The sequence below is a fragment of the Rhodococcus sp. BUPNP1 genome (assembly GCF_002215235.1).
Classification (GTDB): Bacteria; Actinomycetota; Actinomycetes; order Mycobacteriales; family Mycobacteriaceae; genus Rhodococcus.
Window position 1 is genome coordinate 269,121 of the sequence record NZ_NERM01000001.1, and the last position, 24,554, is coordinate 293,674.

The following is a 24,554-nucleotide window of genomic DNA, read 5'->3' on the forward strand; positions in this document are numbered from 1 at the left end:
CGCTCGACCAGGGACGGAGACGCAGGTCGCCGGAGGTGTCAGAGGACGTCGGCGGTGCGGGCGCGCCACCAGCCGAGGCCGCTGAGCACCACGGTCCACAGGACCAGGAGCAGCGGGGCCGCCGGCCATGTCATCTCCAGCATGACGTCCTCGGGCATCGACACCGCCGAGAACAGCACGTACCAGGTGACCTGCGCCGGCAGGTACGACGCGATGGCGCCGAGACCGAGACCGTGCAGGACGACCGAGACCATCAGCTCCCCGAACGGCACCCATGCGCAGATCGCGAGCACACTGCCCGTCGTCGACCGCGTGAGCAGACCCAGCCCCGCTCCGATGAGCGACCACAACAGCGCGCAGAACAGGCCGATCCCCATCACCTTGACGACCGATCCGAGATCGGCACCGTCGAAGCCCCCACCGAACAACACGAGCGTCGCGGCCGCCGCGACTTCCGTGACGAGGCAGTACAGCAACCCGATCACGGCGACGGTCGCGAACTTCACGCCGACGACCCGGTCGCGTCCCCGCGCGGTGAGGAAGGTCGTCACGATCGTGCGGTGCGCGAAATCGCTGCCCGTCGCCACCGCACCGAAGATCGCGGCGAACAGGAACACCAGCGACAGCGAGAGGGAGATACCGACTGCGGCGGCGACGGCCTCGGCGAAACCGTCACCGAAGCCGAGTTCGAGTTGCCGCGCGACCGGCAGCGTCAGCGCTCCGCAGAACAGTCCCACCAGCAGCGGGGCGATGCCGAGGATCCACCAGTAGCGCAGGCTCAGGACCTTGCGGAACTCGGCGGTGAGAAGCGCGGTCATGCGGTGGGACCTCCTTGCCCGGTCGGCGGTCGGTTCGGCTGCCCCCACTGCGACTGCGGGTACTGCTGCGACTGCGGGTACTGCTGCGACTGCGGGTACTGCTGGGCACCCGGGTACTGCGGGCCCTGCGGATGGTGGGGGCCGTGCCCCGGATACTGCGCGACCGGCGCGGCCGCGTAGCGACCGGCCGTCATCGAGAGGTAGACCTGCTCGAGATCGACGTGCTCGACACTCGTCCCGAACAGCGTCACCTCCGCGGTCGCGGCGATCTCGGCGATGCGGTCGGGAGTCACGCCGACCACCGCGAGCCGTCCGTCCTGCTGCACCTGCGCGTCGGTGTGCCCGGCCGCGGCGAGTGCGGTCGCGAGGCGGGCCGGGTCGGAGGCCGCGACGAACACCCGCGAGCGGTAGGCGTCGCGCAGGTCGGTCATCGAGGTCTCCGCGACCAGGTGCCCGTTCGCGATGATCACGAGACGGTCGGCCATCTGCTCGATCTCCCGCAGGATGTGGCTCGAGATCAGCACGGTCCCGCCGTTGGCGGCGAACGCGCGGAGGAAGTCGCGCAGCCAGGCCATGCCCTCGGGATCGAGCCCGTTCGCCGGTTCGTCGAGTACGAGATAACGCGGCTGTCCGAGCAGGGCCGTCGCCAGGGCGAGTCGCTGCCGCATGCCGAGGGAGAACTCGCCGATGCGACGCCGCGCGACCGGCCCCAGGCCGACGAGGTCGAGCATCTGCCTCGCCCGCTCGTCGGGCACGCCGATCGCGGCGCAGTAGACCTGCAGGTGTGTCAGCGCCCGGTGTTTGGGGTGGGCGCTGCGCGCGTCGAGCACCGCTCCGACGACCTGTGCGGGCTGCTGTAGGGAGGTGAACGGCACGCCGTCGACGAAGGCGTTCCCGGCGCTCGGCCGGACGAGGCCGAGCATCATGCCGAGCGTGGTGGTCTTGCCCGATCCGTTGGGGCCGAGGAAACCGGTGATCGAGCCCGGCGGCACCGTGAACCACAGATTCGATACCGCCGTGTGGTCACCGAACGTCCTGCTCAGGCCGTGGACGGCGATCCCCGCGCCCGGTGCCCCCGAGGGCACCCGGGGATCGGGTGTGCCGTACGGCGGTTGCGCTGACGGTGCTGTCACGGATTCGGACCCCCGCGTCGTCGAGATGTGGGTGCGGCTCGTGCCGCGGTCGCCGTGAGCTTACGGGTCAGTCGAGGAAGGGCAGGACGGCGTCGAGGAATTCGCGGGGCGCGTCGAGCTGAGGACAGTGCCCCGCATCGGGGATGATCACCACCCGTCTCCGACCGCCGGCCTGCACCCGCCGCGCCGCGTGAGCGGGCGTCAACCGGTCGCGAGCGCCCCACACCAGCAGGGCCGGCATGTCGAGGGCGTGCACCATCTCCGGGATCGGCAGCCGGCCGAGCTCACCGATCGCGTGCCGGCCCACCATGAGCAGCGTGTCGACCTGCTCGCGGGTCGCGTAGTTCGCCGCAAAGGCCGTACGCGCCGCGCGGTCGAAGGTGCCGCGTCGGTGCACGGCGGCCCGCGCATACAGGGCACCCATGGCCTGCTGCATCACCGGAGCGGGCAGCGGACGCAGCAACAGGCGCGACAGCTCGACCGGCATGCGCGCACCTCGCGTCCACCACCGGGGGATCCCGGCGAGACCAGGCATGTCGGCGAGCACCACGCGGTCGACCCGGGACGGATGGACCGACGCGAACACCAGCGCGGTGACCGCACCGAGCGAGTTCCCGACCAGCGACACCGGCTCGGGCACGTCGTCGACGAGGTCGGCCAGGACGTCGACGTAGTGGTCGAGCACGGGTGTCTGCCAGTGCTGCGCGCTGCGTCCGAAACCGGGCAGGTCGACCGTGAGCACCCGGTGCCGCTCGGCGATCGCCGGCGCGACCTTGCACCACGTACCGCCGTGATCGGAGAAGCCGTGCAGCAGGACGACGGTGCGCGGTCCCGCACCGGACTCCCGCACGAACACCTTGCCGTCGGCCGGCACGGTCAGTCCTTCGTGACCGGAACACCGGCGTCGAGCGCCGGCGCCTCTCCGCTCGCCGGGAGGACGGGACGGGCGGAAGGCCACGCGGCCGGAGGCGGACCGAAGGCGTCGCGGGCGTTCTGGATCGTGCGCTTGCCCAGCGCGCGGTTGCCGACGCCACCGATCGCGGCACCGATGCCGGCGGGGACGAGCTTGCCGATCAGCAGCGGACTGCGCTTGGCGAAGTACCGGCGGATGAACTTCTTGACCAGGGAATTGTTCAGCGTCTTCAGCTGGGTGCCGCCCGCGCCGGTGGTCAGGGCCTTGGGCCAGTTCCGCAGCGACGCGCCGGTCGCGGTCGCGACGATCTCCCGGCCGGCGTCGCCGAGGGAGACGGCGAGTACCAGCGCGCGGCGCTGCTCGTGGTTGTGGGGTTCGATCCCGTGCACCGACGCGATGGCAAGGGTGAGCAGCGCGGACGCCTCGAAGAAGAAGGCCGTCTCGGCGCCCACCGCGCCGATGGCCGCGAGTGTCCCGATGCCGGGGAAGGCCGCGGTCGCACCCGCCGCGGACCCGCTGCCGGTGACGGTGAGCAGGAACTGCTTCTCGAGCCGCTCGATGATCTGCGCCGGGGACTCGTCGGGGTGTGAGCGCCGCACGAGATCGACGTACTTGGCCACCGCAGGGCCCTGCAGTCTCGCGCCGTTGTCCAGCATCTTGACGATAAAGGCCTCTGCGACGCCTGCCTTGCTGCTCATCGTGCCCCTGTCCTCCGGTGCTCTTGTCTTCCGGACTGCTCTCACTACGCTGGTGCCATGACCGGGTCCGCAGTCGGTGTGTCGGACGGCGCCAGGCGGCGTCCGGCACCCCTGCTGACACCCTACGTACGGTCGTACGAGGGGTATCGGCTCGACGGTTTCCCGCCGGGGACCCATCTGGGTATGCCCTCTCCGGAGGTCACCGTAATCCTCACGATCTCCGAACCCGTCGAACTCTCGCGGGGCGACGGACGGTGCCCGGAACGTTTCGACGCACTCGCCGGAGGGTTGTCGACGCAACCGGTGCCCATCGTCCACCACGGACGGCAGCACGGGATCCAGCTCGCGCTCACCCCCGCGGGTGCCCGCGCCCTGCTGGGTGTGCCCGCCGCCGCACTCGGTCCGTGGGCCGTCGATCTCGAGGACGTCATCGGCGCCGACGGCCGGGAGTTGTTCGACCGGATCTCCGCGGCCGGATCCTGGGACGAGCGGTTCGCCGTCCTCGACCGGATCCTCGCTCGCCGCCTGGTCGCTGCACGGTCGACAAGCCCGGACGGGCACCTCGTCCACGCCTGGCACCTGCTCGTGACGGATCCGGGTCGCCCGGTCGGCGCGGTCGCGGACGAACTCGGATGGAGCAGGCGGCACCTCGCGAACCGGTGCGCCGCCGAGTTCGGACTGTCCCCGAAGGATGTTGCCCGGGTGGCGCGCTTCGACCGGTCGCGGCGGATGCTGCGGGCCGAGCCCGGCCGCCGCCTCGCCGACGTTGCCGCCGAGTGCGGCTTCTACGACCAGGCGCATCTCGCCCGCGACTGGCGCGATCTGGCGGGCGTCCCGCCGTCGCGGTGGCTCGAGGACGAAGTGTTCCCATTCGTCCAAGACGACCGGGACGTTCCGGTCCGACACTCGGAGACATGACGAACACAACGAATTCCACGCAGCAGTCGGCCACCGTCACACCCACCGTCGACGCGGTGTGGCCGTGCTTCGCCTACACCGACGCCCGGGGCGCGATCCGCTTCCTCGTGGAGACCCTCGGGTTCACCGAAGCAGAGGTCTACGGGGAAGGGGACCGCGTCGACCACGCCGCCCTGCTCTGGCCGCACGGCGGAGGGGTCATGCTCGGCTCGACCGGTCGCGGGTCGCCGCTCGACCAGCACGCCGACAGGGGAACCGCCTATCTCGTGCTCCCCGACGACGCGACCGTCGACGCCCTGTACGAGAGGGTGCTCGCCTCGGCGCAGGCGGAGGACCCGGCGGTCCGCGCGACCGTGACCGTCGAACTCCGCGACGAGGACTACGGATCGCACGGGTTCACCTGCCGCGACCCGCACGGTGTGTACTGGACGATCGGCACCTACCGGCCGCGCCGGCCGTAGGAACCGCCGCAGGGGAACGGTGGCAGGGGATCAGCGGGCGACCGCGCCGTGCCCTTCGGGGACCACTTCGCTCGGGCGCGGCGGGGGCGGCGGTGTGCCGTCCCCGAACGCCCGCCCGCCGAGCGCCTCTCGGCCGTGCGGATCGAGCCAGTTCGACAGGTCCGGTCCCTTCGGCACGATGCCCGTCGGATTGATGTCGGTGTGCACGAGGTAGTAGTGCTGCTTGATCTGCACGAAGTCGATGGTGTCGCCGAAACCGGGTGTCTGGAACAGATCGCGCGCGTAGGCCCACAACGCCGGGAAGTCCGCCAGCCGGTTCCGGTTGCACTTGAAATGCCCGTGGTAGACGGGATCGAACCGGACGAGCGTGGTGAACAGGCGCACGTCGGCCTCGGTGATGGTCTCGCCCACGAGATAGCGCTGCGCCCCGAGGCGTTCCTCGAGCCAGTCGAGGCGGGCGAAGAGGCGGTCGAAGGCCTTGTCGTAGGACTCCTGCGAACCGGCGAAACCGCACCGGTACACGCCGTTGTTGACGTCCTGGTAGACGAGCTCGGCCACCTCGTCGATCTCGTCCCGCAGCTCATCGGGGTACAGATCCGGGGCTCCCTCCCGGTGGAACTGCGTCCACTCGGTGGAGAAGTCGATGGTGATCTGCGGGTAGTCGTTCGTCACGACCTGCCCGGTGGGCACGTCGACGACGGCCGGGACGGTGATGCCGCGGTCGTATTCCGGGAAGCGCGCGAAGTAGGCGTCCTGCAGTCGCGGGATGCCGAGGACGGGGTCGACTCCGCCCGGGTCGAGGTCGAACGTCCAGCTGCGCTCGTCGTGCGTCGGGCCGCACAGTCCCAGCGACAGGGCGTCCTCGAGACCGAGCAGCCGCCGCACGATCAGGGTGCGGTTGGCCCACGGGCACGCCCGGGCGGCGACGAGCCGGTACCGCCCCGACTCGACGGGATAGCCGTCGCGCCCGTCCGCGGTGATGCGGGTGGGGATGTAGTTGGTGTCGCGGGTGAACTCCGCACCCGGCTCGACGTACTTGTTCTCGGTCACCTACGCATCCTTCCGCGCACACTTGTCACTTCTCGGGTGGAACCCGAACAGTCACGAGGGTTCCCCAGATGTCGTATCCCGACACCGCCGCGACCGTGCGGGCACCGCGGTTGTCGCGGCGCATGCGGGCCAGCGGGACGAGTCCGGCGTCGAGCGCGTCGTGGGTCGCCAGCGTCGCGACGGTCGAGGCGAGTCCGAGCCGGCGCGCCGGCGGTGTCGTCAGCACCCGCACGTCGGCCAGCAACGACCCGAGTTCGCTGTACGCCGCGCCGGCGAGGGGCCGGTGATCGTCGTCGAGCAGCACGAACACGCGCGACGGTCCCGTCGGCGACAGTTCGGCCTCGGTGACGTCGTCGGGCGGGCAGCTCCGCAGCAGCTCGGCGAGGTCCTCGGGGTCGTCGGAGATGAGCGGGTTCTCGACGCGGGTCGCGTCGATCCAGTCGGTGCACAGGGCGAGGATCTCCGTACGACCCGCGTGGCCTGCGACGACGAGCTCGGCGTTCGGGGCGTCGATCTCGGCCGGGTCGGGTTCGGCCGCGAGGCGGGAGACCGCGGCGTCGGGTCCGACGATCGCGGTGGTGCGCCCCACGGCGAGCAGCCGGACGTCGCGGAACGAGTCGTCGACACGCGTCACGCACCCGGGTTCGACGAGGGCACCGTCGGGTAGGCCCAGTGCACGACACCACGCGAGGGCGGCGATGCTCGAGATGTGCGGGTCCACCCCGCTACCGTAGACCGCCGACGAGGGGAGAGGTCCGGTGAGCGACGACAGCGAGGTGGACACGCGCGACCGCGGGTCCGATGTGGCGGTGGAGATGTCCGACGGTGCCCGGTGGGCGGCGTTGGGCGCCCTGTGCCTGGGTTTCTTCATGATCCTGGTGGACAGCACGATCGTCGCCGTCGCCAACCCGGCGATCATGCGGACCTTCGGGGCCGACATCGCCGCTGTCGTGTGGGTCACGAGCGCCTATCTGCTCGCCTACGCGGTGCCGCTGCTAGTGACGGGCCGCCTCGGCGACCGCTTCGGTCAGCGCCGGGTCTATCTCTGCGGGCTGGTGCTGTTCACGATCGCGTCGTTGTGGTGCGGTTTCTCGTCGACGATCGAGATGCTCATCGTCGCCCGCGTCTTCCAGGGGTTCGGCGCGGCGCTCATGTCGCCGCAGACCATGGCCGTGGTGACGCGGATCTTCCCGCGTGAGCGGCGCGGAACCGCGATGGGACTGTGGGGCGCCGTGGCCGGGGTCGCGACACTCGTCGGGCCGCTGGCCGGCGGTGTCCTGGTCGACGGCCTGGGCTGGGAGTGGATCTTCTTCGTGAACGTGCCCGTCGGGATGGTCGGGTTCGCGCTGGCCGTGCGGTACGTGCCCGTGCTGCCCACGAGCCCGCACCGCTTCGACGTGCTCGGCATGCTGCTCAGCGGTGCCGGCCTGTTCTGTCTCGTGTTCGGGATCCAGGAGGGCAACTCGTTCGAGTGGACCGCCCGCGTGTGGGCACTGATCGGCCTGGGCATCGTGCTGCTCGTCGTGTTCGTCGTCCAGCAGTCGCGCAACCGCGGTGAACCGCTCGTACCGCTGTCGCTGTTCCGGGACCGCAACTTCGGGCTGGCGAACATCGGCATCGCGACGATGGGTTTCGCCATCACCGGCGTCATGCTGCCGATCATGTTCTACGCCCAGTCGGTGCGCGGTCTGAGCCCGACCGGTGCTGCGATGCTCATGGTGCCGATGGCGGTCTTCAGCGGGGTGCTCGCGCCGCTCGTTGGCAGGCTCGTCGACCGGGTCCATCCGCGACTGATCGCGGGCACCGGCTTCTCGCTGCTCACCATCGGACTGGGTTGGCTCGCCCTCGTGATGACCCCCGACGCGGAGATCTGGCAGCTGCTGCTCCCGATCGCCCTGATCGGGGTGGCGAACGCGGGCATCTGGTCGCCGCTCTCGGCCACCGCGACGAACGGTCTCGCACCGAGCCGGGCGGGCGCGGGTTCCGGTGTGTACAACACGACGCGTCAGGTCGGCGCGGTGATGGGCAGTGCCGCGCTCGGCGCGATGATGGCGGCGCGGTTGACCGCCAACGGCGTCGGCGGGGGAGGAGGGTCGGCGGAGATGGAGGCGTCCGGCTCCGTCCTGCCGGAGCCCCTGCGCGAACCGTTCGCCGCGGCGATGGCCGAATCGTTGTGGCTACCCGCCGGCATCCTGCTCGTCGGGCTCGTGGCCGTGCTCGCCTTCGACCGGCCCGCGAGCCAGAAGGAACAGCGTGCCGCCGAGGAGCGTTCGGCGCCGGCGAGCGCCTGACGGCTGATCCGTCGACCACCCGCGGCGCCCTCCGAGGTGTCCATGACCCGTCGTTTCCTCACATGGCTGTGATCCACGCCATATAGTGCAGGCACGCACGCCGGGTGGGAGGTGGCATGTCGGTGGCCGTAGTGGAAATTCCTGCAGGGAGTCGTTGGCTCCGGGACGATCGGGTCACTCGCCGCGACAGCGGCATCCTCCAGTACGACTGCCTGGAGCCGTGCCTCGCCGAGCTGCTCGACCGGAGTGCGCTGCGCTTCGCGAACCGCGTGGCCGTGGTCGACCGATGCGGCCGCACCCTCACCTACCGCGAACTGTGGGCCGCCGCCGCCCGCGTCGCCGGTGGCCTCCTCGATCAGGGCGTCGGCCCCGCCGACCGGGTGGTGATCCACCAGCCGAACGGCGTCCGCTGGCTGATCGGTTTCCTGGGCGTGGTCCTCGCCGGCGGTGTCCCGGTGCTCCCCGACCCGAGCTGCAGCCCCGAGGAGGCGGCGGAGGTCGAGGTCCACAGCGGGGCGGTACTCACCCTCGACTCCGATCTTCCCGACGGCGTCGCCTTCCTCGACGGTGGCGCGTCACCGGACGAACTCGCGGTGCTCTACTACGTGCGCGTCGCCGGTGGTGGACTGCGCGGCGTCGAACTGACCAACACCAACGTGCTGTCGACGATCGAAGCCGTCGCCCACGCCATGGATCTCGTCGGCGACGGCGTACGGACGGTGCTGACCGCGCCGCTGTCCACGGCGGTCGGATGCAGCGTCCAGTTGCTGCCCACACTCGCCTTCGGGGGAACCGTCGTGGTCTCGGGGTCCCGCGTGATCCGCGCACCGTGGCGCCATCTCCGCGCCGCCTTCCCCGCCTCACGCTTCGTGCGGGGATGGGGTGTCGCCGAGACGGGCGGCATCGGCCTCCTGCTGCCCTCGGAACACCGCGCCCGCCACCCCCGCAGTGTCGGCGTGCCGTTCGGAGGGATCGAGGTCGCGCTGCTCGGACCCGACGCCGAGCACGGCGTCGGCGAACTGCTCTGCCGCGGACCGAGCGTGGCCCGCCGCTACTGGCGCGATCCGTGCGCCGCGGACGAGGCGTTCACGGACGACGGCTGGTTCCGCACGGGCGATCAGGTGCGCATCGACGACGAGGGCTTCGTCGATCAGATCGCCGTCCGGGTGTCGTGAACCCTGGAACAGGTTCTCGTCGGGTATACAGCCTGTAACCGGGTGAACCGGCATTTTCCGTAGTGGAGAGGTGTGTCCATGTCCGACGTAGTCCTGCTCGAACGACGCGATCGCGTTCTCGTCATCACCATCAACCGGCCCGAGGCGCGCAATGCCGTCAACGCCGCCGTGAGCCACGCGCTCGCCGAGGCGGTCGACCAGCTCGACAGCGACGACTCCCTGTCGGTCGGTGTGCTCACCGGCGCCGGCGGCAACTTCTGCGCGGGCATGGACCTCAAGGCGTTCGTCGCCGGCGAGAACGTGGTCGTGCCCGGCAAGGGCCTCGGCTTCACGGAGGCGCCGCCGCGCAAGCCGCTCATCTCCGCCGTCGAAGGATTCGCCCTCGCCGGCGGAACCGAACTCGTCCTGGCCACCGACCTCGTCGTCGCCGCGAAGGACGCGAAGTTCGGCATCCCGGAGGTCAAGCGCGGCCTCGTCGCCGGTGGCGGTGGCCTGTTGCGCCTGCCGTCGCGCATCCCCTACCAGAAGGCCCTCGAACTCGCCCTCACCGGGGACGCGTTCACCGCCGAGGAAGGCTACGGATACGGTTTCGTCAACCGCCTCACCGAACCCGGTGAGGCACTCGAGGGCGCATTCGAACTGGCCGAGCGCATCACGGCGAACGGACCGCTCGCCGTGGCGGCGACCAAGGAGATCATCGTCCGCTCGGCCGACTGGTCGAGCGAGGAGGCGTTCGCGAAGCAGATGGAGATCATGGGGCCCGTGTTCACCTCGGAGGACGCGCGTGAAGGCGCCACCGCCTTCGCCGAGAAGCGGCCTCCTGTGTGGAAGGGTCGCTGAGCTCCTGACACTCGAGGGCAACCGAACGAGAGATGGCGAGGATCAGGTGACCGACGGATTCGCAGAACTGCACGTGCACATCGAGGGCACGCTCGAACCCGAACTGATCCTCGCCCTCGCCGAGCGGAACCGCGTCGAGCTGCCCTATCGCGATCTCGACGATCTGCGCAGCCGCTACCGGTTCACCGACCTGCAGTCGTTCCTCGACCTGTACTACGCGAACATGGAGGTCCTGCGCACCGCACAGGACTTCGCCGACCTCGCCCGCGCCTATTTCGCTCGTGCGGCGCGGGCGGGCGTCACCCGCGCGGAGTTCTTCTTCGATCCGCAGGCCCACACCTCACGCGGTGTCCCGCTGCCCGAGGTCGTGGCCGGGCTCTCCGACGCCGTCGCCGGGGCACACCGGGAGTTCGGGGTCGACGCGGCGATGATCGCGTCGATCGTGCGTGATCGTCCCGTGCCCGAAGCTCACGAGGTGTTCGGCGAACTGCTGCGCCTCGGCGCGCCGATCATCGCGCTCGGCCTCGACTCGGCGGAGGTGGGCCACCCGCCGTCGCTGTTCGAGGACGTCTTCGCGCGGGCACGGGCCGAAGGCCTCCACATCACGGCGCACGCGGGGGAGGAGGGACCTCCGGAATATGTCTGGCAGGCCCTCGATCTGCTCGGCGCCGAGCGCATCGACCACGGCATCCGCTCGCTCGAGGATCCCGAGCTCGTGGCGCGCCTGGTCGACGAGAGTATTCCCCTCACCGTCTGCCCGTTCTCGAATGTCCGCCTCCGCGTGGTGGATACGCTCGCCGACCATCCGCTGCGCCGCATGCTCGAGGCGGGCCTGTCGGTGAGCGTGCACTCGGACGATCCCGCCTATTTCGGCGGTTACGTCGACGACAACCTCGCGGGACTGAAGGACCAGCTCGGTCTCACCGACGCCGAACGGGATGTGCTCCGGCGCAATTCGTGGGACGCCGCCTTCCTCTGAGTCCGTCCGGGTGGGTCTGCCCGGGCGTCACTCGCCCAGGACGCGGCGCAGATACGGGTTCGTGAAGGTGCGGTGCGGATCCACGCGGTCGCGCACGGCGAGGAAGTCGTCGAACCGGGGATAGAGCTCGCGCAGGTCGTCGGCGGTGAGGGAGTGGAGCTTGCCCCAGTGCGGGCGTCCCTGCGCCGCACGCAGGATCGGCTCGACACCGTCGAAGTAGGCCGCGTGGTCGCGCCGATGGTACTGGTGCACAGCCACATAGGCGGTGTCGCGGCCGTGGGCCGTCGACAACCACACGTCGTCACCCTGCGCGAACCGCACCTCCACCGGAAAACCGACGCGAACGTCCTTGCGCTGCAGCCACGCATCGATCTCGCGCAGGACCTCGGGCAGGTGCTCGGCGGGGAGCGCGTACTCCATCTCCCGGAACCGCACCCGGCGGATGGAGGCGAACACCCGGTAGCTGCGGTCGACGAAGGTGCGCGGGGACAACGCCCGTGACGCGACCCGGTTCAGCGCCGGGATGGTGGCCGGAATCCGCGTCCCGACCTGCTGGAAGAGTGCGAACGCGCCGTTGGAGAGCAGTTCGTCGTCGAGGAGGGTGCGCACCCGCCCGACCGGCTGCACCGGGGCGTCGCCGGGGAGTCGGGTATTGCGTTTGACGAGCACGCCGTCGGTGTGCGGGAACCAGTAGAACTCGAAATGGTCGACACCGCTGCGCAGTTCGTCGAGGGCGGTGAGTGTCGTGCGGAGCGACGAGGGTGCTTCCTCCGCGCGCAGACGGAACGCGGGGACGCAGTCGAGCGTCACGGTCGCGAGCACGCCGAGAGCGCCGAGGCCGAGCCGCGCGGCCTCGAACAGGTCGGGTTCGTGTTCGGGGGAGCAGTCGACGATCCGGCCGTCGGCGAGCACGATCGTCGCACCGCACACGGCTGCCGCCAGTCCGCGGAAGGTCGCACCGGTGCCGTGGGTGCCGGTCGAGATCGCGCCGGCGACGGACTGGACGTCGATGTCGCCGAGATTCGGTACGGCGAGACCCTGTGCCCACAGCAGGTCGCTCAGGTCGTGCAGTCGCGTCCCTGCCCGCACGGTGACGCGCGCGCCGGTGGCCGACGGTTCCACCGCGACGAGACCGGACATCCGGTCGAGCGAGATCAGCGTGCCGTCGGTGACGGCCGCGCCGGTGAACGAGTGCCCGGCGCCCACGGCCTTGACGTGTTCGCCCCGCTCGGAGGCGCGGACGACGACGCGCGCGAGGTCGTCGACGCTGCCGGGAGTCTCGAAACGGCGGGGTGTCGCGCGCTCGGTACGCGCCCAGTTGCGCCAGGTGGCCATGCCTCATCTTCGACCTGGACGAGCGTCCAAGTCAACACCTGCTCGCGAATCTTTCCCGACCTCTACCATCAGGTCATGCCGAATCGGTTGCCTGCTGACGAGCGCCGCGCCCAACTCGTGGGTGCAGCACTGGAACTGGCGGAAGGTGGGGGAGTCGGGGCCGTCACGGTCCGTGCCGTCGCCGAGAAGGCCGGAGTGTCACTGGGCGTCGTCCACTACTGTTTCGACAGCAAGGAAGCCCTCGTCGTCGCCATGGCGAACGCCGTTGTGGGCGAACTCGCCGGGGCCATGCATGCGGCCTTCGACGTGCCCGTCGACACGCAGCAGGCCGGCGGCGTCGACTGTCTCCGCTCGATGCTCCACACCGGTCTTCGTGCCATGTGGTCGGCGATCGAATCCACGCCGGGGTTGCAGACCCTCACATACGAGATCACCGCCTACTCGCTCCGGCAGCGCACCGACGGCAGTCCCGCCGGCGGCGACATCGCCATCGAGCAGTACCGCCTGATGGACGAGCAGGCCCGGTTGTTCCTCGACTCCTGTGCCGAGCGGTGCGGCGTCGAATGGTCGCTGCCCACCGAGACGCTCGCACGACTGTCGTTGTCCGTGCTCGACGGAGTCGTACTCCGGTGGCTCGTCGATCGGGACGGCGACGCGGCCACGACCGAACTGGGAGTCGTCGCCGACATCATCGCGACCCGTGCCGTAGAACGTTCCTGACCCGACCCGACCTTTTCCGAAGGGATCGCCCGTGCTCCGTGCTGCTTCCGCTCACGACGACGCCCTCGACCGAGTGCAGGCGGCGACGGCCGACCTCGACCCGCCGTTCGCCGCCGTCGATCTTCCCACCCTGCGGCGCAACGCCGACGACCTGATCCGCCGCGCGAACGGTGTGCCCGTGCGGGTCGCGAGCAAATCGGTGCGGTGCCGCGCCGTCCTGTCCGAGGTCCTGGGCCCGGAATTGACCACCCGCGGCGGTTTTCGCGGCATCATGGCGTATTCGCTGCGCGAGGCCCTGTGGCTCGTCGAGCACGGCGCCCGCGACATCCTGATGGGATATCCGACGGTCGACCGGACGGCACTCGGGCGTCTCGCGGCGTCGCCCGAAGCGGCACAGGCGATCACGCTCATGATCGATTCGGCGGAGCATCTCCGCGTCATCCACGAGGCAGGTCGTGAGGCAGTGGGGGAGAACGACTTCCGCCCGAGGGTCTGCCTGGACATCGATGCGTCGCTGCGAGTGGGCCCGGTCCACCTCGGGGTGCGGCGTTCGCCGATACGCACCCCCGAAACCGCGGCCGAGCTGGCTCGTCGCGCCGAGGCCGCCGGGTTCGACGTCGTCGGCGTGATGTTCTACGAGGCCCAGATCGCAGGTCTACCCGACTCGTCGCTGCCGGTCCGGCTCGTCAAGAGCCTGTCGGCGCGGGAGCTCGCTTCGCGCCGCCGCGCCGTGGTGGACGCGGTCCGCGCGGTCGTGGGCGAACTCGAACTGGTCAACGGCGGCGGCACCGGGTCGCTCGAGGTGACCACCGCCGACCGGGTCGTCACCGAGGCCACGGCGGGATCGGGACTGTACGTTCCCACCCTGTTCGACGGTTACCGCGCGTTCACTCCGAAGCCGTCGATGTTCTTCGCGCTGCCCGCCGTGCGGAAACCGGCCCCGTCGATCACGACGTTGTTCGGCGGCGGGTACATCGCATCCGGCCCGGCCGGGGCCTCGCGGGTCCCGAGTCCGGTCCGGCCGGCGGGACTGAAACTGCTGGGGACCGAGGGCGCGGGAGAGGTGCAGACCCCGGTCCGCGGTCGCGCGGCCGCGTCGATCCCCATCGGGGGACGGGTGTGGTTCCGCCACGCGAAGGCCGGCGAACTGTGCGAGAGGTTCGACCGGGTGTATCTCGTCGACGAGCACGGACGCACCGAGGTGCCCACCTATCGCGGTGAGGGCGGCTGCTGGTGACCCCTCGCCCCCGGTGAGAATGAGTCCATGCCGTTGACGTTCTTCCCCGGAGCGGTCGGCCGGGTCCACTGGCGGTCCTGGCCGGTCGCGGATGCGCGTGCCGGTGTCGTGTTCGCCCACGGCTTCGGGCAGCACACCGGGCACTACCACCGTTTCGCGTCCGGTCTCGCGACCCACGGCATTGCGTTGTGGGGACTCGATCTCGCCGGACACGGACTCTCGGAGGGAGAACCCGGTTCACCGGGCGATGTCGGGCTCCACGCCGAGGACTTCGGCGTGCTCGCCGCGATCGCCGCCGAGTCGGGTCTGCCCCTGGTGGCGATGGGGCATTCGCTCGGTGCGGCAACCGTCCTGACGGCGCTGGCGTCCGGCGCGTCCAGCGGCACCCGTTTCGTGGGCGTCGTCCTGTGCGGTACGCCGCGCACCGCGGCGCTGCCGGCGACGGCCGAAGCCCTTCGTGCGAGCGACCTGCCGGTCCTGCTGGTCCACGGTGTCGACGACCGGCTCGCCCCGATCGATCCGGTGCGCGACTGGGCGGCGGCGGTGCCGCGGGCGCAGTTGCTCGACTATCCCGATGCCGGGCACGACCTGCTCCACGAGCCCGTCCATCGCAGGGTGACCTCGGACGTCGCCGAGTTCGTGGGCGGCCTGTCCGTCTGACACCGCAGTCCCCGGAAGACCACCGGGCCCCTCGCGGTGGCGGTTGCGAGGGGCCCGGTGGTGTTCGGAGCGTCAGTTGTAGATCGCTGCGATCTCGGCGCCGTGCTTGTCATGGATGATGTTCCGCTTGAGCTTGAGCGTCGGGGTCAGCTCACCGCTCTCGATGCTGAAGTCGGTCTCGAGGATGCGGTACTTGCGGATCGACTCGGCCTTCGAGACCTTCTTGTTGGTCTCGGCGACGGCCTCGTCGATCTCGGCGATCAGGTCGGGGTTCTTGATCAGTTCCGCGACCGTCGTGCCCGCCGGCAGGTTGTGGCGCTCGAGCCAGCCCGGCAGTGCCTCCGGGTCGAGGGTGATCAGCGCGCCGACGAACGGCTTGGAATCGCCGACCACGATGACCTGGCTGATCAGCGGGTGGGCGCGCAGCGAGTCCTCGAGGACCGCCGGTGCGACGTTCTTGCCGCCCGCGGTGACGATCAGTTCCTTCTTGCGGCCGGTGATCGAGATGAAGCCGTCCTCGTCGATCGCACCGATGTCGCCGGTGTGGAACCAGCCGTCGCGGATGGCTTCCTCGGTGGCCTTGTCGTTCTGCCAGTAGCCGTCGAACACCTGAGGGCCCTTGAGGAGCAGCTCACCGTCCTCGGCGATCTTCGCCGCGCAGCCGTTGAACGGCTTGCCGACGGTGCCGATCTTCTGAGCGGCCGGGGTGTTCATGATGATGCCGCCGGTGGTCTCCGTCAGGCCGTAGCCCTCGTAGATGGTGACGCCGACACCGCGGAAGAAGTGGCCGAGACGTGAGCCGAGTGCGGCACCGCCCGAGACGGCCCGGGTGACGTTGCCGCCGAGCGCGGCCTTGAGCTTGCCGTAGACCAGCTTGTCGAAGACGAAGTGCTGGATCTTCAGGGCGAGGCCGGGGCCGCCGTTCTCGAGTGCCTTGCTGTACTCGATCGCGACCTCGGAGGCCTTCTCGAAGATCTTGCCCTTGCCGCCGTCGTAGGCCTTCTGCTTCGCCGAGTTGTAGACCTTCTCGAACACGCGGGGCACCGACAGGATGAAGTTCGGCTTGAAGACCGCGAACTGGTCGAGCAACGTCGACAGGTCGGAGGTGTGGCCCACGGTGACCTTGCTGTCGAAGGCCGCGAAGGAGATCAGGCGAGCGAAGACGTGCGCCATCGGGATGAACAGCAGGGTGCGCTGACCCTCGTGCATCGAGTCGGGCAGGGCGAGACCGCAGGCGGCGGACTCGGAGGCGAAGTGACGGTGCTTGAGCTGCACGCCCTTCGGCCGGCCCGTGGTGCCGGAGGTGTAGATGAGGGTCGCCGCGGATTCGGCCGTGACCGAGTTGCGCCGTTCCTCGACCTGCTCGTCGGTGACCGCCGTGCCGCGTGCGATGAGCTCGTCGACCGCGCTCTTGCCGCCCGGCGCGGGTTCGATCTGCAGGACCTCGCGCACGGTCGGGGCGTTCTCGGCGACCTCGCGGACGGTGTCGACGTGACCGGAGTTCTCGACGATGAGCAGCTTGGTCCCGGAGTCCTCGAGGATCCACTGGGCCTGGTCGGCCGACGACGTCTCGTAGATCGCGACGGTGGCACCGCCCGCGGTCCAGATGGCGTAGTCGAGGAGCACCCACTCGTAGCGGGTCGCTGCCAGCACCGCGACGCGGTCGCCGAGCTCGATGCCCGACGCCATCAGGCCCTTCGCCACGGCGCGTACCTCGGATGCGAACTGGCGCGCGGTGACGGGAACCCACTTGCCGTCGACCAGTCGCTCGAACGGCACGAACTCCGGCGACTCCTTCTCGTGGCGGAAGACGCTGTCGGCCATCGACGTGTTCTCGGGGATCGAGAACGACTGTGGCACGGCAATCTCACTCACTGTGACCCCTCCATCGTTAGATACTGTCGGTGTGCATTGCATCACATGTCATTGGGAAATGCATTACCCCTCGGACCGATTTGCCCTTTTTTTACAGTCCGATAAGCAGTGATCTACGTAACAATGCTACCCGCCGGTAACGAGGATTACCACTATCGGATAGTCTCGTCGGTTTTTCCGGTACCCGAAGTACCGGTATCGCGGAGGAGGCGGACGGCCTCGTCGTCGTCGAGTTGATGGAAATCGGCGTACGCAGCGCCGACGCTGTCGGTGTCCACCGGCGTCCAGGGGCAGATCACCTCGTCGGCCGCCCGGCCCACGCGGCGCAACGCCTCCGGGGAGGCCACCGGCACCGCGAGGATCACGCGGGTGGCGCCGGATGCGCGCGCGGCGAGACAGGCCACCGCCGCCGTCGCGCCCGTGGCCACCCCGTCGTCGACGATGACCGCCGTGCGGCCCTCCAGTGGTATGCGGGCGCGGCCGGCGCGCAGGAAATCGGCGCGGCGGGTCAGTTCGGCGAGTTCGCGCCTCTCGATGTTGTCCACGGATTCGGGGGCTATCCGCCCGCGCCGGATCACGTCCTCGTTGAGGACGCGGAAGACGCCGTCTGCCGGCTCCCCGGACTCGAGGTCCGGGCCTTCGGCGATCGCGCCCATCGCGAGTTCCGGATGCCAGGGCACGCCCAGCTTGCGGACGACGAGGACGTCCAGTGGGGCGTCGAGGGCGGCGGCGAGTTCGCGGGCGACGGGGATGCCGCCGCGGGGAAGTGCGAGAACCACCGGGTCGGCGTCACGCAGGTGCCCGGCCGACCGGGCGAGTCGCCGGCCCGCCTCCTCGCGCGTGGCGTACCGCACACGTCCAGTATGGGACGGTCCGCCCGGGCGGGCGAGCATTCGCCGCCCGGACGGACCGACGGGGATCTCAGTCGAGCTCGCCCGACATGTAGGAGTGGTAGGCGGGCAGATCGAGCTGGCCGTGGCCGGACAGGCCGATCACGATCACCTCAGGCTCGGTGAGGCCGCGCGCATACTCCGCGGCCGCCGCGATCGCGTGTGACGACTCCGGCGCCGGCACGATGCCCTCGTTGCGGGCGAAGAGCACCGCCGCGGAAAAGGCGTCGGTCTGTGCCACGGACTGTCCCTGCACGTAGCCGAGCTCGACCGTGTGGCTGAGCAGCGGCGCCATGCCGTGGTAGCGCAGCCCGCCGGCGTGGATCGGATCCGGGATGAAGTCCTGGCCGAGGGTGTGCATCTTCAGCAGCGGCGTCAGGCCCGCGATGTCGCCGTGGTCGTAGCGGTACTCACCGCGGGTGATCGACGGGCACGCCGCGGGCTCGACGGCGACGACACGCGTGGTCGCCCGCTCGTGGATGACCTCACGTAGGAACGGGAACGACAGGCCGGCGAGGTTCGAACCGCCGCCCGCGCAACCGAAGACCACGTCGGCCTGGTCCTCACCCGCGGCCCGCAGCTGCTCCACGGCCTCGAGTCCGATGACGGTCTGGTGCAGCACCACGTGGTTGAGCACGCTGCCGAGGGTGTAGCGGGCGGCAGCGTCCTTCACTGCGACCTCCACGGCCTCCGAGACCGCGATGCCGAGTGAGCCGGGAGTGTCCGGGTGCTCGGCGAGGACGGCGCGACCGGCCTCCGTCAGGTCGGACGGGCTGGGATGCACTGTGCCGCCGTAGGTCTCGATGAGGAAGCGGCGGTAGGGCTTCGAGTCGTAGGAGGCGCGGACCTGCCACACCTCGAGATCGATACCGAACTTCGCGCACGCGAACGACAGGGCAGAACCCCACTGTCCCGCACCGGTTTCCGTCGTCAGTCGGGTGACGCCGTCGAGTGAGTTGTAGTACGCCTGGGCCACCGCCGAATTCACCTTGTGGCTGCCCACCGGGCTCACACCCTCGTACTTGACGTAGATGCGGGCCGGGGTGCCGAGTGCCTTCTCGAACGAGCGGGCGCGGAACAGGGGAGTGGTGCGGTATCCGGCGTAGACCTCGCGCACGGCCTCCGGGATCTCGATGTCGGTCTCGGTCGACAGTTCCTGCTCGATCAGTCCCGAGGCGAACAGCGGCGCGAGATCGTCGGCGGTGATCGGCTCGCGGGTGCCGGGGTGCAGGTGCGGCGGCGGGGCCACCTCGAGGTCGCCGACGATGTTGTACCAGTGGGTCGGAATGCCGGAATCGGCGACGGACGGGGGCGTCGTGGATGCCTGCGCGGAGGGGGTGGCCGTCACTGTGGAATCCTTCGGTCGGGGACACGGAACCCGCCCAGTGTGACGCGCCCCGGATGTCGCAGACGGGGTGGGGTGTGTCATTATCTGCGCGCTCGAGCCCAGGTCGTGGCCGGGTCCGGGCGCGAAGAGGCGGGTTCATCCGATAAACTGCTGGTCAAATGAGTGAAATTCAAGACGCCCCCGACCAGGAGACCGCAGCTCTCACGTTTGCCGATCTCGACATCGACGCCCGTGTGCTGCAAGCTCTTTCGGATGTGGGTTACGAGTCCCCGTCGCCGATCCAGGCGGCGACCATCCCACCGCTGCTGGAGGGACGGGACGTCGTCGGTCTCGCTCAGACCGGCACCGGCAAGACCGCCGCCTTCGCAGTGCCGATCCTCTCGCGTATCGACACCTCCGTGAAGCGGCCCCAGGCGCTGGTGCTGGCGCCCACCCGAGAGCTCGCGCTGCAGGTCGCGGAGGCTTTCGGTAAGTATTCCGTCCATATCCCGGGCCTGAACGTCCTGCCCATCTACGGCGGCCAGGCATACGGTGTACAGCTGTCCGGTCTCCGCCGCGGCGCCCAGGTCATCGTCGGTACCCCCGGACGTGTGATCGATCACCTCGCCAAGGGCACCCTCGACATCTCCGAGCTCGAATTCCTCGTCCTCGACGAGGCCGACGAGATGCTCACCATGGGCTTCCAGGAGGACGTCGAGCGCATCCTCGCCGACACCCCCGACACCAAGCAGGTCGCGCTGTTCTCCGCGACCATGCCGGGCGCGATCCGACGGCTGTCGAAGCAGTACCTGAAGGATCCGCAGGAGATCACCGTCAAGTCGAAGACGACGACGTCGGCGAACATCTCCCAGCGCTGGGTTCTCGTCTCCCATCAGCGCAAGCTCGACGCGCTGACCCGGGTCCTCGAGGTCGAGACCTTCGAGGCCATGATCATCTTCGTGCGCACGAAGCAGGCCACCGAAGACCTGGCCGAGCGGTTGCGGGCCCGCGGTTTCTCCGCGGCCGCGATCAACGGCGACATCGTGCAGGCCCAGCGCGAGCGCACGATCAACCAGCTCAAGAACGGCACGCTCGACATCCTCGTCGCCACCGACGTCGCCGCGCGTGGTCTCGACGTCGAGCGCATCAGCCACGTCGTCAACTACGACATCCCGCACGACACCGAGTCGTACGTGCACCGCATCGGCCGCACGGGCCGCGCCGGCCGCACCGGCGACGCGCTGCTCTTCGTCGCTCCGCGCGAGCGCCACCTGCTCAAGGCGATCGAGCGGGCCACCCGCCAGCCGCTCGCCGAGATGCAGCTGCCCACCGTCGAGGACGTCAACGCCCAGCGCGTGTCGAAGTTCAACGACTCGATCACCGAGGCGCTCGCCTCCGATCACCTGCAGCTGTTCCGCACCTTCATCGAGGACTACGAGCGCGAGCACGACGTGCCCCTCGCCGACATCGCCGCTGCGCTGGCGGTGCTGTCGCGCGACGGCGAGTCCTTCCTCATGGAGGCCGATCCCGAGCCGTTCGTTCCGCAGCGCCGCGAGCGCGAACAGCGCGAACAGCGCGAGCGTCCGCCGCGTCGCTTCGACGACGGGCCGAAGGTCGGTCGCGACGGCCAGGAGATGACCACCTACCGCATCGCCGTGGGCAAGCGTCACCGCGTGCAGCCCGGTGCGATCGTCGGTGCCATCGCCAACGAGGGCGGGCTGCGCCGCGGCGATTTCGGGCACATCAGCATCCGTGCCGATCACAGCCTCGTCGAGCTGCCGAAGGATCTGTCGCCGCAGACCCTCGAGGCACTGCGCTCGACCCGCATCTCGGGTGTGCTCATCCAGCTGCAGCCCGACTCCGGCGCACCGTCCGGACGTCCGAGCTCGTATCGCGGACGCGACGACCGTCGCGGCGACGATCGACGCGGGGGAGACCGGCGCGATCACGGCAAGCGCGACCGCGGCGGCAAGCGCGAGTACGGCGACAGCCGTGGTGGCCGCTCCGGCGACTTCACACACCGCAGCGACCGCAACGACCGTGGTGGTCGCGGCGGTTACCGCGACTGACGGCCGTCAGCTCGTCCGTTGCGCCAGGACGTCGGCGGTGGCTCCGTCGATCGACTCGCGGATGATGTCGGCGTGCCCGGCGTGGCGGGCCCACTCCTCGATCTGATGCAGGATCAGGAACCGGACTGTGAACGGTTCGCCCTGATCGAGCCACTGCGCGACGCCGGGGGAGATCTCGACGACCCGGCCGAGGTCGGCTTCGCCGTGAACCGTCGCGGCGAACCGCTCGGCCTCGGCGTCGAGGCGGGCGAGCTGGTCGGCGACCGTCTCGCTCTCCTCGACCCGCCACCCGGCCTGCCACGCCGCGACCGGGTCGGCGTCGCGAGGGTTGTCGCCGCGGATCCGGCCGTCCGTGGCGACGAGACCGTCGACGAGATGGTTGACCAGCGACGCCAGGCTCATCGACGATGTGCTCGGCGCGCTGCGGGCCTGATCCTCGATCAGGCCCGACAGCGCGTTGCGCAGGGCGTCGAACTGGTTGGAGAGCAACTTCAGCAACAGGTCGTGTTCTCGGGCGCTCATGCGTCGAGTATGGGGGCTCCCGCCGACACCTTCGGTCCCGAATCGGCGAACTGCGTGCGGTACAGCTCCGCGTAGCGGCCGCCCGCCGCCAGGAGATCGTCGTGGTTGCCGCGTTCGACGATGCGTCCGGCCTCGACGACCAGGATCTCGTCGGCGGCGCGGATGGTCGACAGACGGTGTGCGATGACCACCGAGGTGCGACCCTCGAGCGCTTCGGTCAACGCCTCCTGCACGGCGGCCTCCGAGGTCGAATCGAGATGAGCGGTGGCCTCGTCCAGGATCACCACCCGCGGATGGGCCAGCAGCAGCCGCGCGATCGTCAGCCGCTGACGCTCACCACCGGAGAGCCGGTAGCCACGTTCGCCGACGACCGTGTCGAGTCCGTTCGGCAACGACGCGATCAGGGGCTCGAGGCGTGCGCGACGCAGGGCGTCCCACAGTTCGTCCTCGCCTGCTTCGGGGCGGGCGAGCAGCAGGTTGTTGCGGACCGTGTCGTGGAACAGGTGACCGTCCTGGGTGACGAGCCCGACCGTCGCGCGGATCGAATCGGCGGTGAGTTCGCGGACGTCCGCTCCGCCGAGCAGCACGGCACCGGAATCGACATCATATAGTCGCGGGATCAGTTGGGCGATGGTCGATTTGCCCGCACCGGACGATCCGACCAGCGCGACCATCCGGCCCGGTTCCACGCGGAACGACACGTCGTGCAGCACCTCTTCGCCGCCCCGCGAATCGAGCACCGCAACCTCCTCGAGGGAGGCGAGCGAGACCTTGTCGGCGGACGGATACGCGAAGGCGACGTCCCGGAGTTCCACTGCGACCGGGCCGCCGGGCACCGGCCGGGCGTCGGGCGACTGCTCGATCAGCGGCTTCAGGTCGAGGATCTCGAAGACCCGCTCGAAGCTCACCATCGCACTCATGACGTCCATGCGGGCGCTGGCCAGCGCCGTCAGCGGCGAGTACAGGCGAGTGAGGAGCATCGCCATCGCGACCACCGAACCGGGATCGAGCTGATCGCGCAGGGCGTAGAAGCCGCCGAGGCCGTAGACGAGCGCGAGCGCGAGCGCGGACACCAGTGTCAGGGCCGTGACGAACACGCTCTGCAGCATCGCGGTGCGTACCCCGATGTCGCGGACCCGCTTCGCCCGGACGGCGAACTCCCTCGACTCCTGCGCCGGACGGCCGAACAGCTTGACCAGGGTGGCGCCCGGAGCCGAGAACCGTTCGGTCATCTGCGTGTTCATCACCGAGTTGTGGTTGGCCGCCTCCCGGCTGAGCTGCGCGAGCCGGGCACCCATGTGCCGGGCGGGGACCACGAAGATCGGGAGCAGCAGCAGTGCGAGAAGTGTGATCTGCCAGGAGATCCCGACCATCACCACCAGGGTGATCGCGAGGGTGACGATGTTGCCGACCACGCCGGACAGGGTGTCGCTGAAGGCGCGCTGCGCACCGATGACGTCGTTGTTCAGGCGCGAGACGAGCGCGCCCGTACGGGTTCTCGTGAAGAAGGCGACCGGCATGCGCTGCACATGGTCGAAGACCGTGGTGCGCAGATCGAGGATGAGATCCTCGCCGATGCTCGCCGACAACCAGCGGTTCGCGATCCCGAGGCCGGCCTCGATCAGTGCGATCGCGGCGATGATCACCGCGAGCAGCACCACGACCGAGACCGCGGCACCGTCGACGATCGCGTCGATCACCCGCCCCGCGAGCACCGGTGTCGCGACGCCGAGCGCCGCGATGGTCACGCTCAGGACGAGATAGAAGGTGATGTTGCGGCGGTGCGGCCGGGCGAACTCCGCGATCCGCCGCAGGCTCGCTCGGGAGAACGGCCTGCGGTCGCTCTCGGCGTGCATCGCGTTGTACATCGCGTTCCACGCGGTGACTTCCATGCTCATGGTGTCGGCCTCCTCGGGTCGCAGCCGAGGCTAGGACCTCGAGTGCGCTCGAGGTCAAGCCTAGGCTCGCGCCACGACAGGCAGAGGTGTCAGCGGGCCACGTCGATCACCACGCGGGTCGGCCCGGTGAGGGAGTACACCGAGAACGGGGTGCCGTGCGCGGCGACGCCGATGAACGACTGGGTGACACCTTCGAAGACACCCGACCCGCTGACCTCCACCACGGATCCGCCGGCATCGGCGAGCACGGGATCCGGGCCGTCGTACTGCTCGACACCGCTGTCGAACGGATAGGCCGAGCCGTCGATGAGCACCTGCAGCACGGCGTCGCCGGCGACGGGGACCTCGTTGCCGCTGCCCTGCTGGAGCGCCTCGTCGACGTAGCCGACCCGCCACCCCGGTGTGCCCTCGCCGCCGAGTTCGTAGACCACGCGATCGAAGCCCTCGTGACGTCCGGTGCGGATGTCGACGACGGTGAGTTTCGCGCCCTCTCCGGCCGGGGAGACCTTCTCGCGCGCGTCGCGCGGGACCTCGTCGGAGGTGGTGGTCTCGGGAGCCGAGGACGTCGGCGTGTCGACCGAGACGGCGGGGGAGGGCGCGGGCTCGTCGCCGCCGGCGGAGCATCCCGCCAGGACCAGTGCTGTTGCGGTGACGGCCAGAGCGAGACGCGTGTGCTTCATGGGGCTCATGGTACGTCGGAGCTCCCGGCGGCCCCTGGCGACGCTCGCGGGGGTTGACCGGATCG

At 69.8% G+C, this 24,554-nt stretch carries 23 protein-coding genes; 10 read left to right on the forward strand and 13 right to left on the reverse strand.

Annotation, left to right across the window (positions count from 1 at the left end; all coding sequences use genetic code 11):
• Window positions 1–38: 38 nt before the first annotated feature.
• The 4 genes from B9C99_RS01170 to B9C99_RS01185 all read right to left on the reverse strand — a co-directional run bounded on the left by B9C99_RS01170 (window position 39) and on the right by B9C99_RS01185 (window position 3,562).
• On the reverse strand, window positions 39–818 hold the full coding sequence (locus B9C99_RS01170) for an ABC transporter permease (RefSeq protein ID WP_088896706.1): 780 nt from the start codon (window positions 816–818) through the stop codon (window positions 39–41).
• Entirely contained in the window at window positions 815–1,903 is a 1,089-nt protein-coding gene (locus B9C99_RS01175) for an ABC transporter ATP-binding protein (protein ID WP_172414839.1), read from the reverse strand. The genes B9C99_RS01170 and B9C99_RS01175 overlap by 4 nt, the downstream gene beginning before the upstream one ends.
• A 115-nt stretch (window positions 1,904–2,018) precedes the next feature.
• The gene (locus B9C99_RS01180; RefSeq protein WP_088896708.1) at window positions 2,019–2,825 is read right to left on the reverse strand and encodes an alpha/beta hydrolase; all 807 of its coding nucleotides are present in this window, start codon (window positions 2,823–2,825) and stop codon (window positions 2,019–2,021) included.
• A 2-nt stretch (window positions 2,826–2,827) separates the two neighbouring features.
• Window positions 2,828–3,562 (reverse strand): hypothetical protein, encoded by a 735-nt coding sequence (locus B9C99_RS01185; RefSeq protein WP_016691999.1) that lies wholly within the window; start codon window positions 3,560–3,562, stop codon window positions 2,828–2,830.
• A gap of 57 nt (window positions 3,563–3,619) precedes the next feature.
• Here B9C99_RS01185 and B9C99_RS01190 point away from each other — a divergent pair, with 57 nt between their 5' ends.
• Window positions 3,620–4,480 carry an AraC family transcriptional regulator gene (locus tag B9C99_RS01190; RefSeq protein ID WP_016691998.1) on the forward strand — a complete coding sequence of 287 codons (861 nt, stop codon included), beginning with the start codon at window positions 3,620–3,622 and terminating at the stop codon, window positions 4,478–4,480.
• A complete protein-coding gene (locus B9C99_RS01195) occupies window positions 4,477–4,941 on the forward strand; it encodes a VOC family protein (protein WP_016691997.1) in 465 nt (154 codons plus the stop codon). Before B9C99_RS01190 ends, B9C99_RS01195 begins: the two co-directional genes overlap by 4 nt.
• Before the next feature lie 30 nt (window positions 4,942–4,971).
• Here B9C99_RS01195 and B9C99_RS01200 read toward each other — a convergent pair whose 3' ends face one another.
• Both B9C99_RS01200 and B9C99_RS01205 read right to left on the reverse strand, forming a co-directional pair.
• Window positions 4,972–5,991 (reverse strand): glutathione S-transferase family protein, encoded by a 1,020-nt coding sequence (locus B9C99_RS01200; RefSeq protein ID WP_088896709.1) that lies wholly within the window; start codon window positions 5,989–5,991, stop codon window positions 4,972–4,974.
• A gap of 25 nt (window positions 5,992–6,016) precedes the next feature.
• On the reverse strand, window positions 6,017–6,712 hold the full coding sequence (locus tag B9C99_RS01205; RefSeq protein WP_088896803.1) for a GNAT family N-acetyltransferase: 696 nt from the start codon (window positions 6,710–6,712) through the stop codon (window positions 6,017–6,019).
• A gap of 94 nt (window positions 6,713–6,806) precedes the next feature.
• On the opposite strand from B9C99_RS01205, the gene B9C99_RS01210 reads away from it, so the two are divergent.
• From B9C99_RS01210 to B9C99_RS01225, 4 genes are all read left to right on the forward strand, one after another.
• Window positions 6,807–8,282 (forward strand): DHA2 family efflux MFS transporter permease subunit, encoded by a 1,476-nt coding sequence (locus B9C99_RS01210; protein WP_037190196.1) that lies wholly within the window; start codon window positions 6,807–6,809, stop codon window positions 8,280–8,282.
• A 131-nt stretch (window positions 8,283–8,413) separates the two neighbouring features.
• On the forward strand, window positions 8,414–9,457 hold the full coding sequence (locus B9C99_RS01215) for a class I adenylate-forming enzyme family protein (protein ID WP_016691993.1): 1,044 nt from the start codon (window positions 8,414–8,416) through the stop codon (window positions 9,455–9,457).
• A 78-nt stretch (window positions 9,458–9,535) separates the two neighbouring features.
• On the forward strand, window positions 9,536–10,297 hold the full coding sequence (locus B9C99_RS01220; protein WP_016691992.1) for a crotonase/enoyl-CoA hydratase family protein: 762 nt from the start codon (window positions 9,536–9,538) through the stop codon (window positions 10,295–10,297).
• Window positions 10,298–10,343: 46 nt separating this feature from the next.
• Window positions 10,344–11,276: an adenosine deaminase gene (locus B9C99_RS01225; protein ID WP_016691991.1), complete on the forward strand. Its 933-nt coding sequence runs from the start codon at window positions 10,344–10,346 to the stop codon at window positions 11,274–11,276.
• A gap of 27 nt (window positions 11,277–11,303) precedes the next feature.
• Here B9C99_RS01225 and B9C99_RS01230 read toward each other — a convergent pair whose 3' ends face one another.
• A complete protein-coding gene (locus B9C99_RS01230; protein ID WP_016691990.1) occupies window positions 11,304–12,611 on the reverse strand; it encodes a D-arabinono-1,4-lactone oxidase in 1,308 nt (435 codons plus the stop codon).
• 75 nt (window positions 12,612–12,686) lie between these two features.
• Between B9C99_RS01230 and B9C99_RS01235 the strand changes: the two genes are divergently transcribed.
• Genes B9C99_RS01235 through B9C99_RS01245 form a run of 3 tightly spaced genes read left to right on the forward strand, consistent with a single transcriptional unit; the run spans window position 12,687 to window position 15,228 of the window.
• Window positions 12,687–13,331 (forward strand): TetR/AcrR family transcriptional regulator, encoded by a 645-nt coding sequence (locus B9C99_RS01235; RefSeq protein ID WP_026061099.1) that lies wholly within the window; start codon window positions 12,687–12,689, stop codon window positions 13,329–13,331.
• Between the two features lie 31 nt (window positions 13,332–13,362).
• Window positions 13,363–14,568: an alanine racemase gene (locus B9C99_RS01240; protein WP_088896710.1), complete on the forward strand. Its 1,206-nt coding sequence runs from the start codon at window positions 13,363–13,365 to the stop codon at window positions 14,566–14,568.
• Between the two features lie 27 nt (window positions 14,569–14,595).
• A complete protein-coding gene (locus B9C99_RS01245; RefSeq protein ID WP_088896711.1) occupies window positions 14,596–15,228 on the forward strand; it encodes an alpha/beta hydrolase in 633 nt (210 codons plus the stop codon).
• A gap of 72 nt (window positions 15,229–15,300) precedes the next feature.
• On the opposite strand, the gene B9C99_RS01250 is transcribed toward B9C99_RS01245, so the two are convergent.
• The 3 genes from B9C99_RS01250 to B9C99_RS01260 form a co-directional block, all read right to left on the reverse strand.
• Entirely contained in the window at window positions 15,301–17,103 is a 1,803-nt protein-coding gene (locus tag B9C99_RS01250) for a long-chain fatty acid--CoA ligase (protein WP_026061097.1), read from the reverse strand.
• A gap of 152 nt (window positions 17,104–17,255) precedes the next feature.
• Window positions 17,256–17,957 (reverse strand): phosphoribosyltransferase, encoded by a 702-nt coding sequence (locus B9C99_RS01255; protein ID WP_016691985.1) that lies wholly within the window; start codon window positions 17,955–17,957, stop codon window positions 17,256–17,258.
• 67 nt (window positions 17,958–18,024) lie between these two features.
• Window positions 18,025–19,341, reverse strand: a complete 1,317-nt coding sequence (locus tag B9C99_RS01260) for a TrpB-like pyridoxal phosphate-dependent enzyme (protein ID WP_088896712.1) — start codon at window positions 19,339–19,341, stop codon at window positions 18,025–18,027.
• A 158-nt stretch (window positions 19,342–19,499) separates the two neighbouring features.
• Here B9C99_RS01260 and B9C99_RS01265 point away from each other — a divergent pair, with 158 nt between their 5' ends.
• Window positions 19,500–21,389 carry a DEAD/DEAH box helicase gene (locus B9C99_RS01265; protein WP_016691983.1) on the forward strand — a complete coding sequence of 630 codons (1,890 nt, stop codon included), beginning with the start codon at window positions 19,500–19,502 and terminating at the stop codon, window positions 21,387–21,389.
• Window positions 21,390–21,395: 6 nt separating this feature from the next.
• Here B9C99_RS01265 and B9C99_RS01270 read toward each other — a convergent pair whose 3' ends face one another.
• The 3 genes from B9C99_RS01270 to B9C99_RS01280 all read right to left on the reverse strand — a co-directional run bounded on the left by B9C99_RS01270 (window position 21,396) and on the right by B9C99_RS01280 (window position 24,489).
• On the reverse strand, window positions 21,396–21,911 hold the full coding sequence (locus B9C99_RS01270; protein ID WP_088896713.1) for a DUF664 domain-containing protein: 516 nt from the start codon (window positions 21,909–21,911) through the stop codon (window positions 21,396–21,398).
• Window positions 21,908–23,809 (reverse strand): ABC transporter ATP-binding protein, encoded by a 1,902-nt coding sequence (locus B9C99_RS01275; RefSeq protein ID WP_026061095.1) that lies wholly within the window; start codon window positions 23,807–23,809, stop codon window positions 21,908–21,910. The genes B9C99_RS01270 and B9C99_RS01275 overlap by 4 nt, the downstream gene beginning before the upstream one ends.
• Before the next feature lie 89 nt (window positions 23,810–23,898).
• Entirely contained in the window at window positions 23,899–24,489 is a 591-nt protein-coding gene (locus B9C99_RS01280; protein ID WP_016691980.1) for a hypothetical protein, read from the reverse strand.
• Window positions 24,490–24,554 lie beyond the last annotated feature (65 nt).

What these genes read in the sequence shown, in the direction of transcription:
- B9C99_RS01170 (WP_088896706.1), bottom strand. Translation starts at nt 818, where the DNA reads ATGACCGCGCTTCTCACCGCCGAGTTCCGCAAGGTCCTGAGCCTGCGC.
- B9C99_RS01185 (WP_016691999.1), bottom strand. Translation starts at nt 3,562, where the DNA reads ATGAGCAGCAAGGCAGGCGTCGCAGAGGCCTTTATCGTCAAGATGCTG.
- B9C99_RS01190 (WP_016691998.1), top strand. Translation starts at nt 3,620, where the DNA reads ATGACCGGGTCCGCAGTCGGTGTGTCGGACGGCGCCAGGCGGCGTCCG.
- B9C99_RS01195 (WP_016691997.1), top strand. Translation starts at nt 4,477, where the DNA reads ATGACGAACACAACGAATTCCACGCAGCAGTCGGCCACCGTCACACCC.
- B9C99_RS01210 (WP_037190196.1), top strand. Translation starts at nt 6,807, where the DNA reads ATGTCCGACGGTGCCCGGTGGGCGGCGTTGGGCGCCCTGTGCCTGGGT.
- B9C99_RS01220 (WP_016691992.1), top strand. Translation starts at nt 9,536, where the DNA reads ATGTCCGACGTAGTCCTGCTCGAACGACGCGATCGCGTTCTCGTCATC.
- B9C99_RS01230 (WP_016691990.1), bottom strand. Translation starts at nt 12,611, where the DNA reads ATGGCCACCTGGCGCAACTGGGCGCGTACCGAGCGCGCGACACCCCGC.
- B9C99_RS01235 (WP_026061099.1), top strand. Translation starts at nt 12,687, where the DNA reads ATGCCGAATCGGTTGCCTGCTGACGAGCGCCGCGCCCAACTCGTGGGT.
- B9C99_RS01245 (WP_088896711.1), top strand. Translation starts at nt 14,596, where the DNA reads ATGCCGTTGACGTTCTTCCCCGGAGCGGTCGGCCGGGTCCACTGGCGG.
- B9C99_RS01265 (WP_016691983.1), top strand. Translation starts at nt 19,500, where the DNA reads ATGAGTGAAATTCAAGACGCCCCCGACCAGGAGACCGCAGCTCTCACG.
- B9C99_RS01270 (WP_088896713.1), bottom strand. Translation starts at nt 21,911, where the DNA reads ATGAGCGCCCGAGAACACGACCTGTTGCTGAAGTTGCTCTCCAACCAG.
- B9C99_RS01275 (WP_026061095.1), bottom strand. Translation starts at nt 23,809, where the DNA reads ATGAGCATGGAAGTCACCGCGTGGAACGCGATGTACAACGCGATGCAC.
- B9C99_RS01280 (WP_016691980.1), bottom strand. Translation starts at nt 24,489, where the DNA reads ATGAAGCACACGCGTCTCGCTCTGGCCGTCACCGCAACAGCACTGGTC.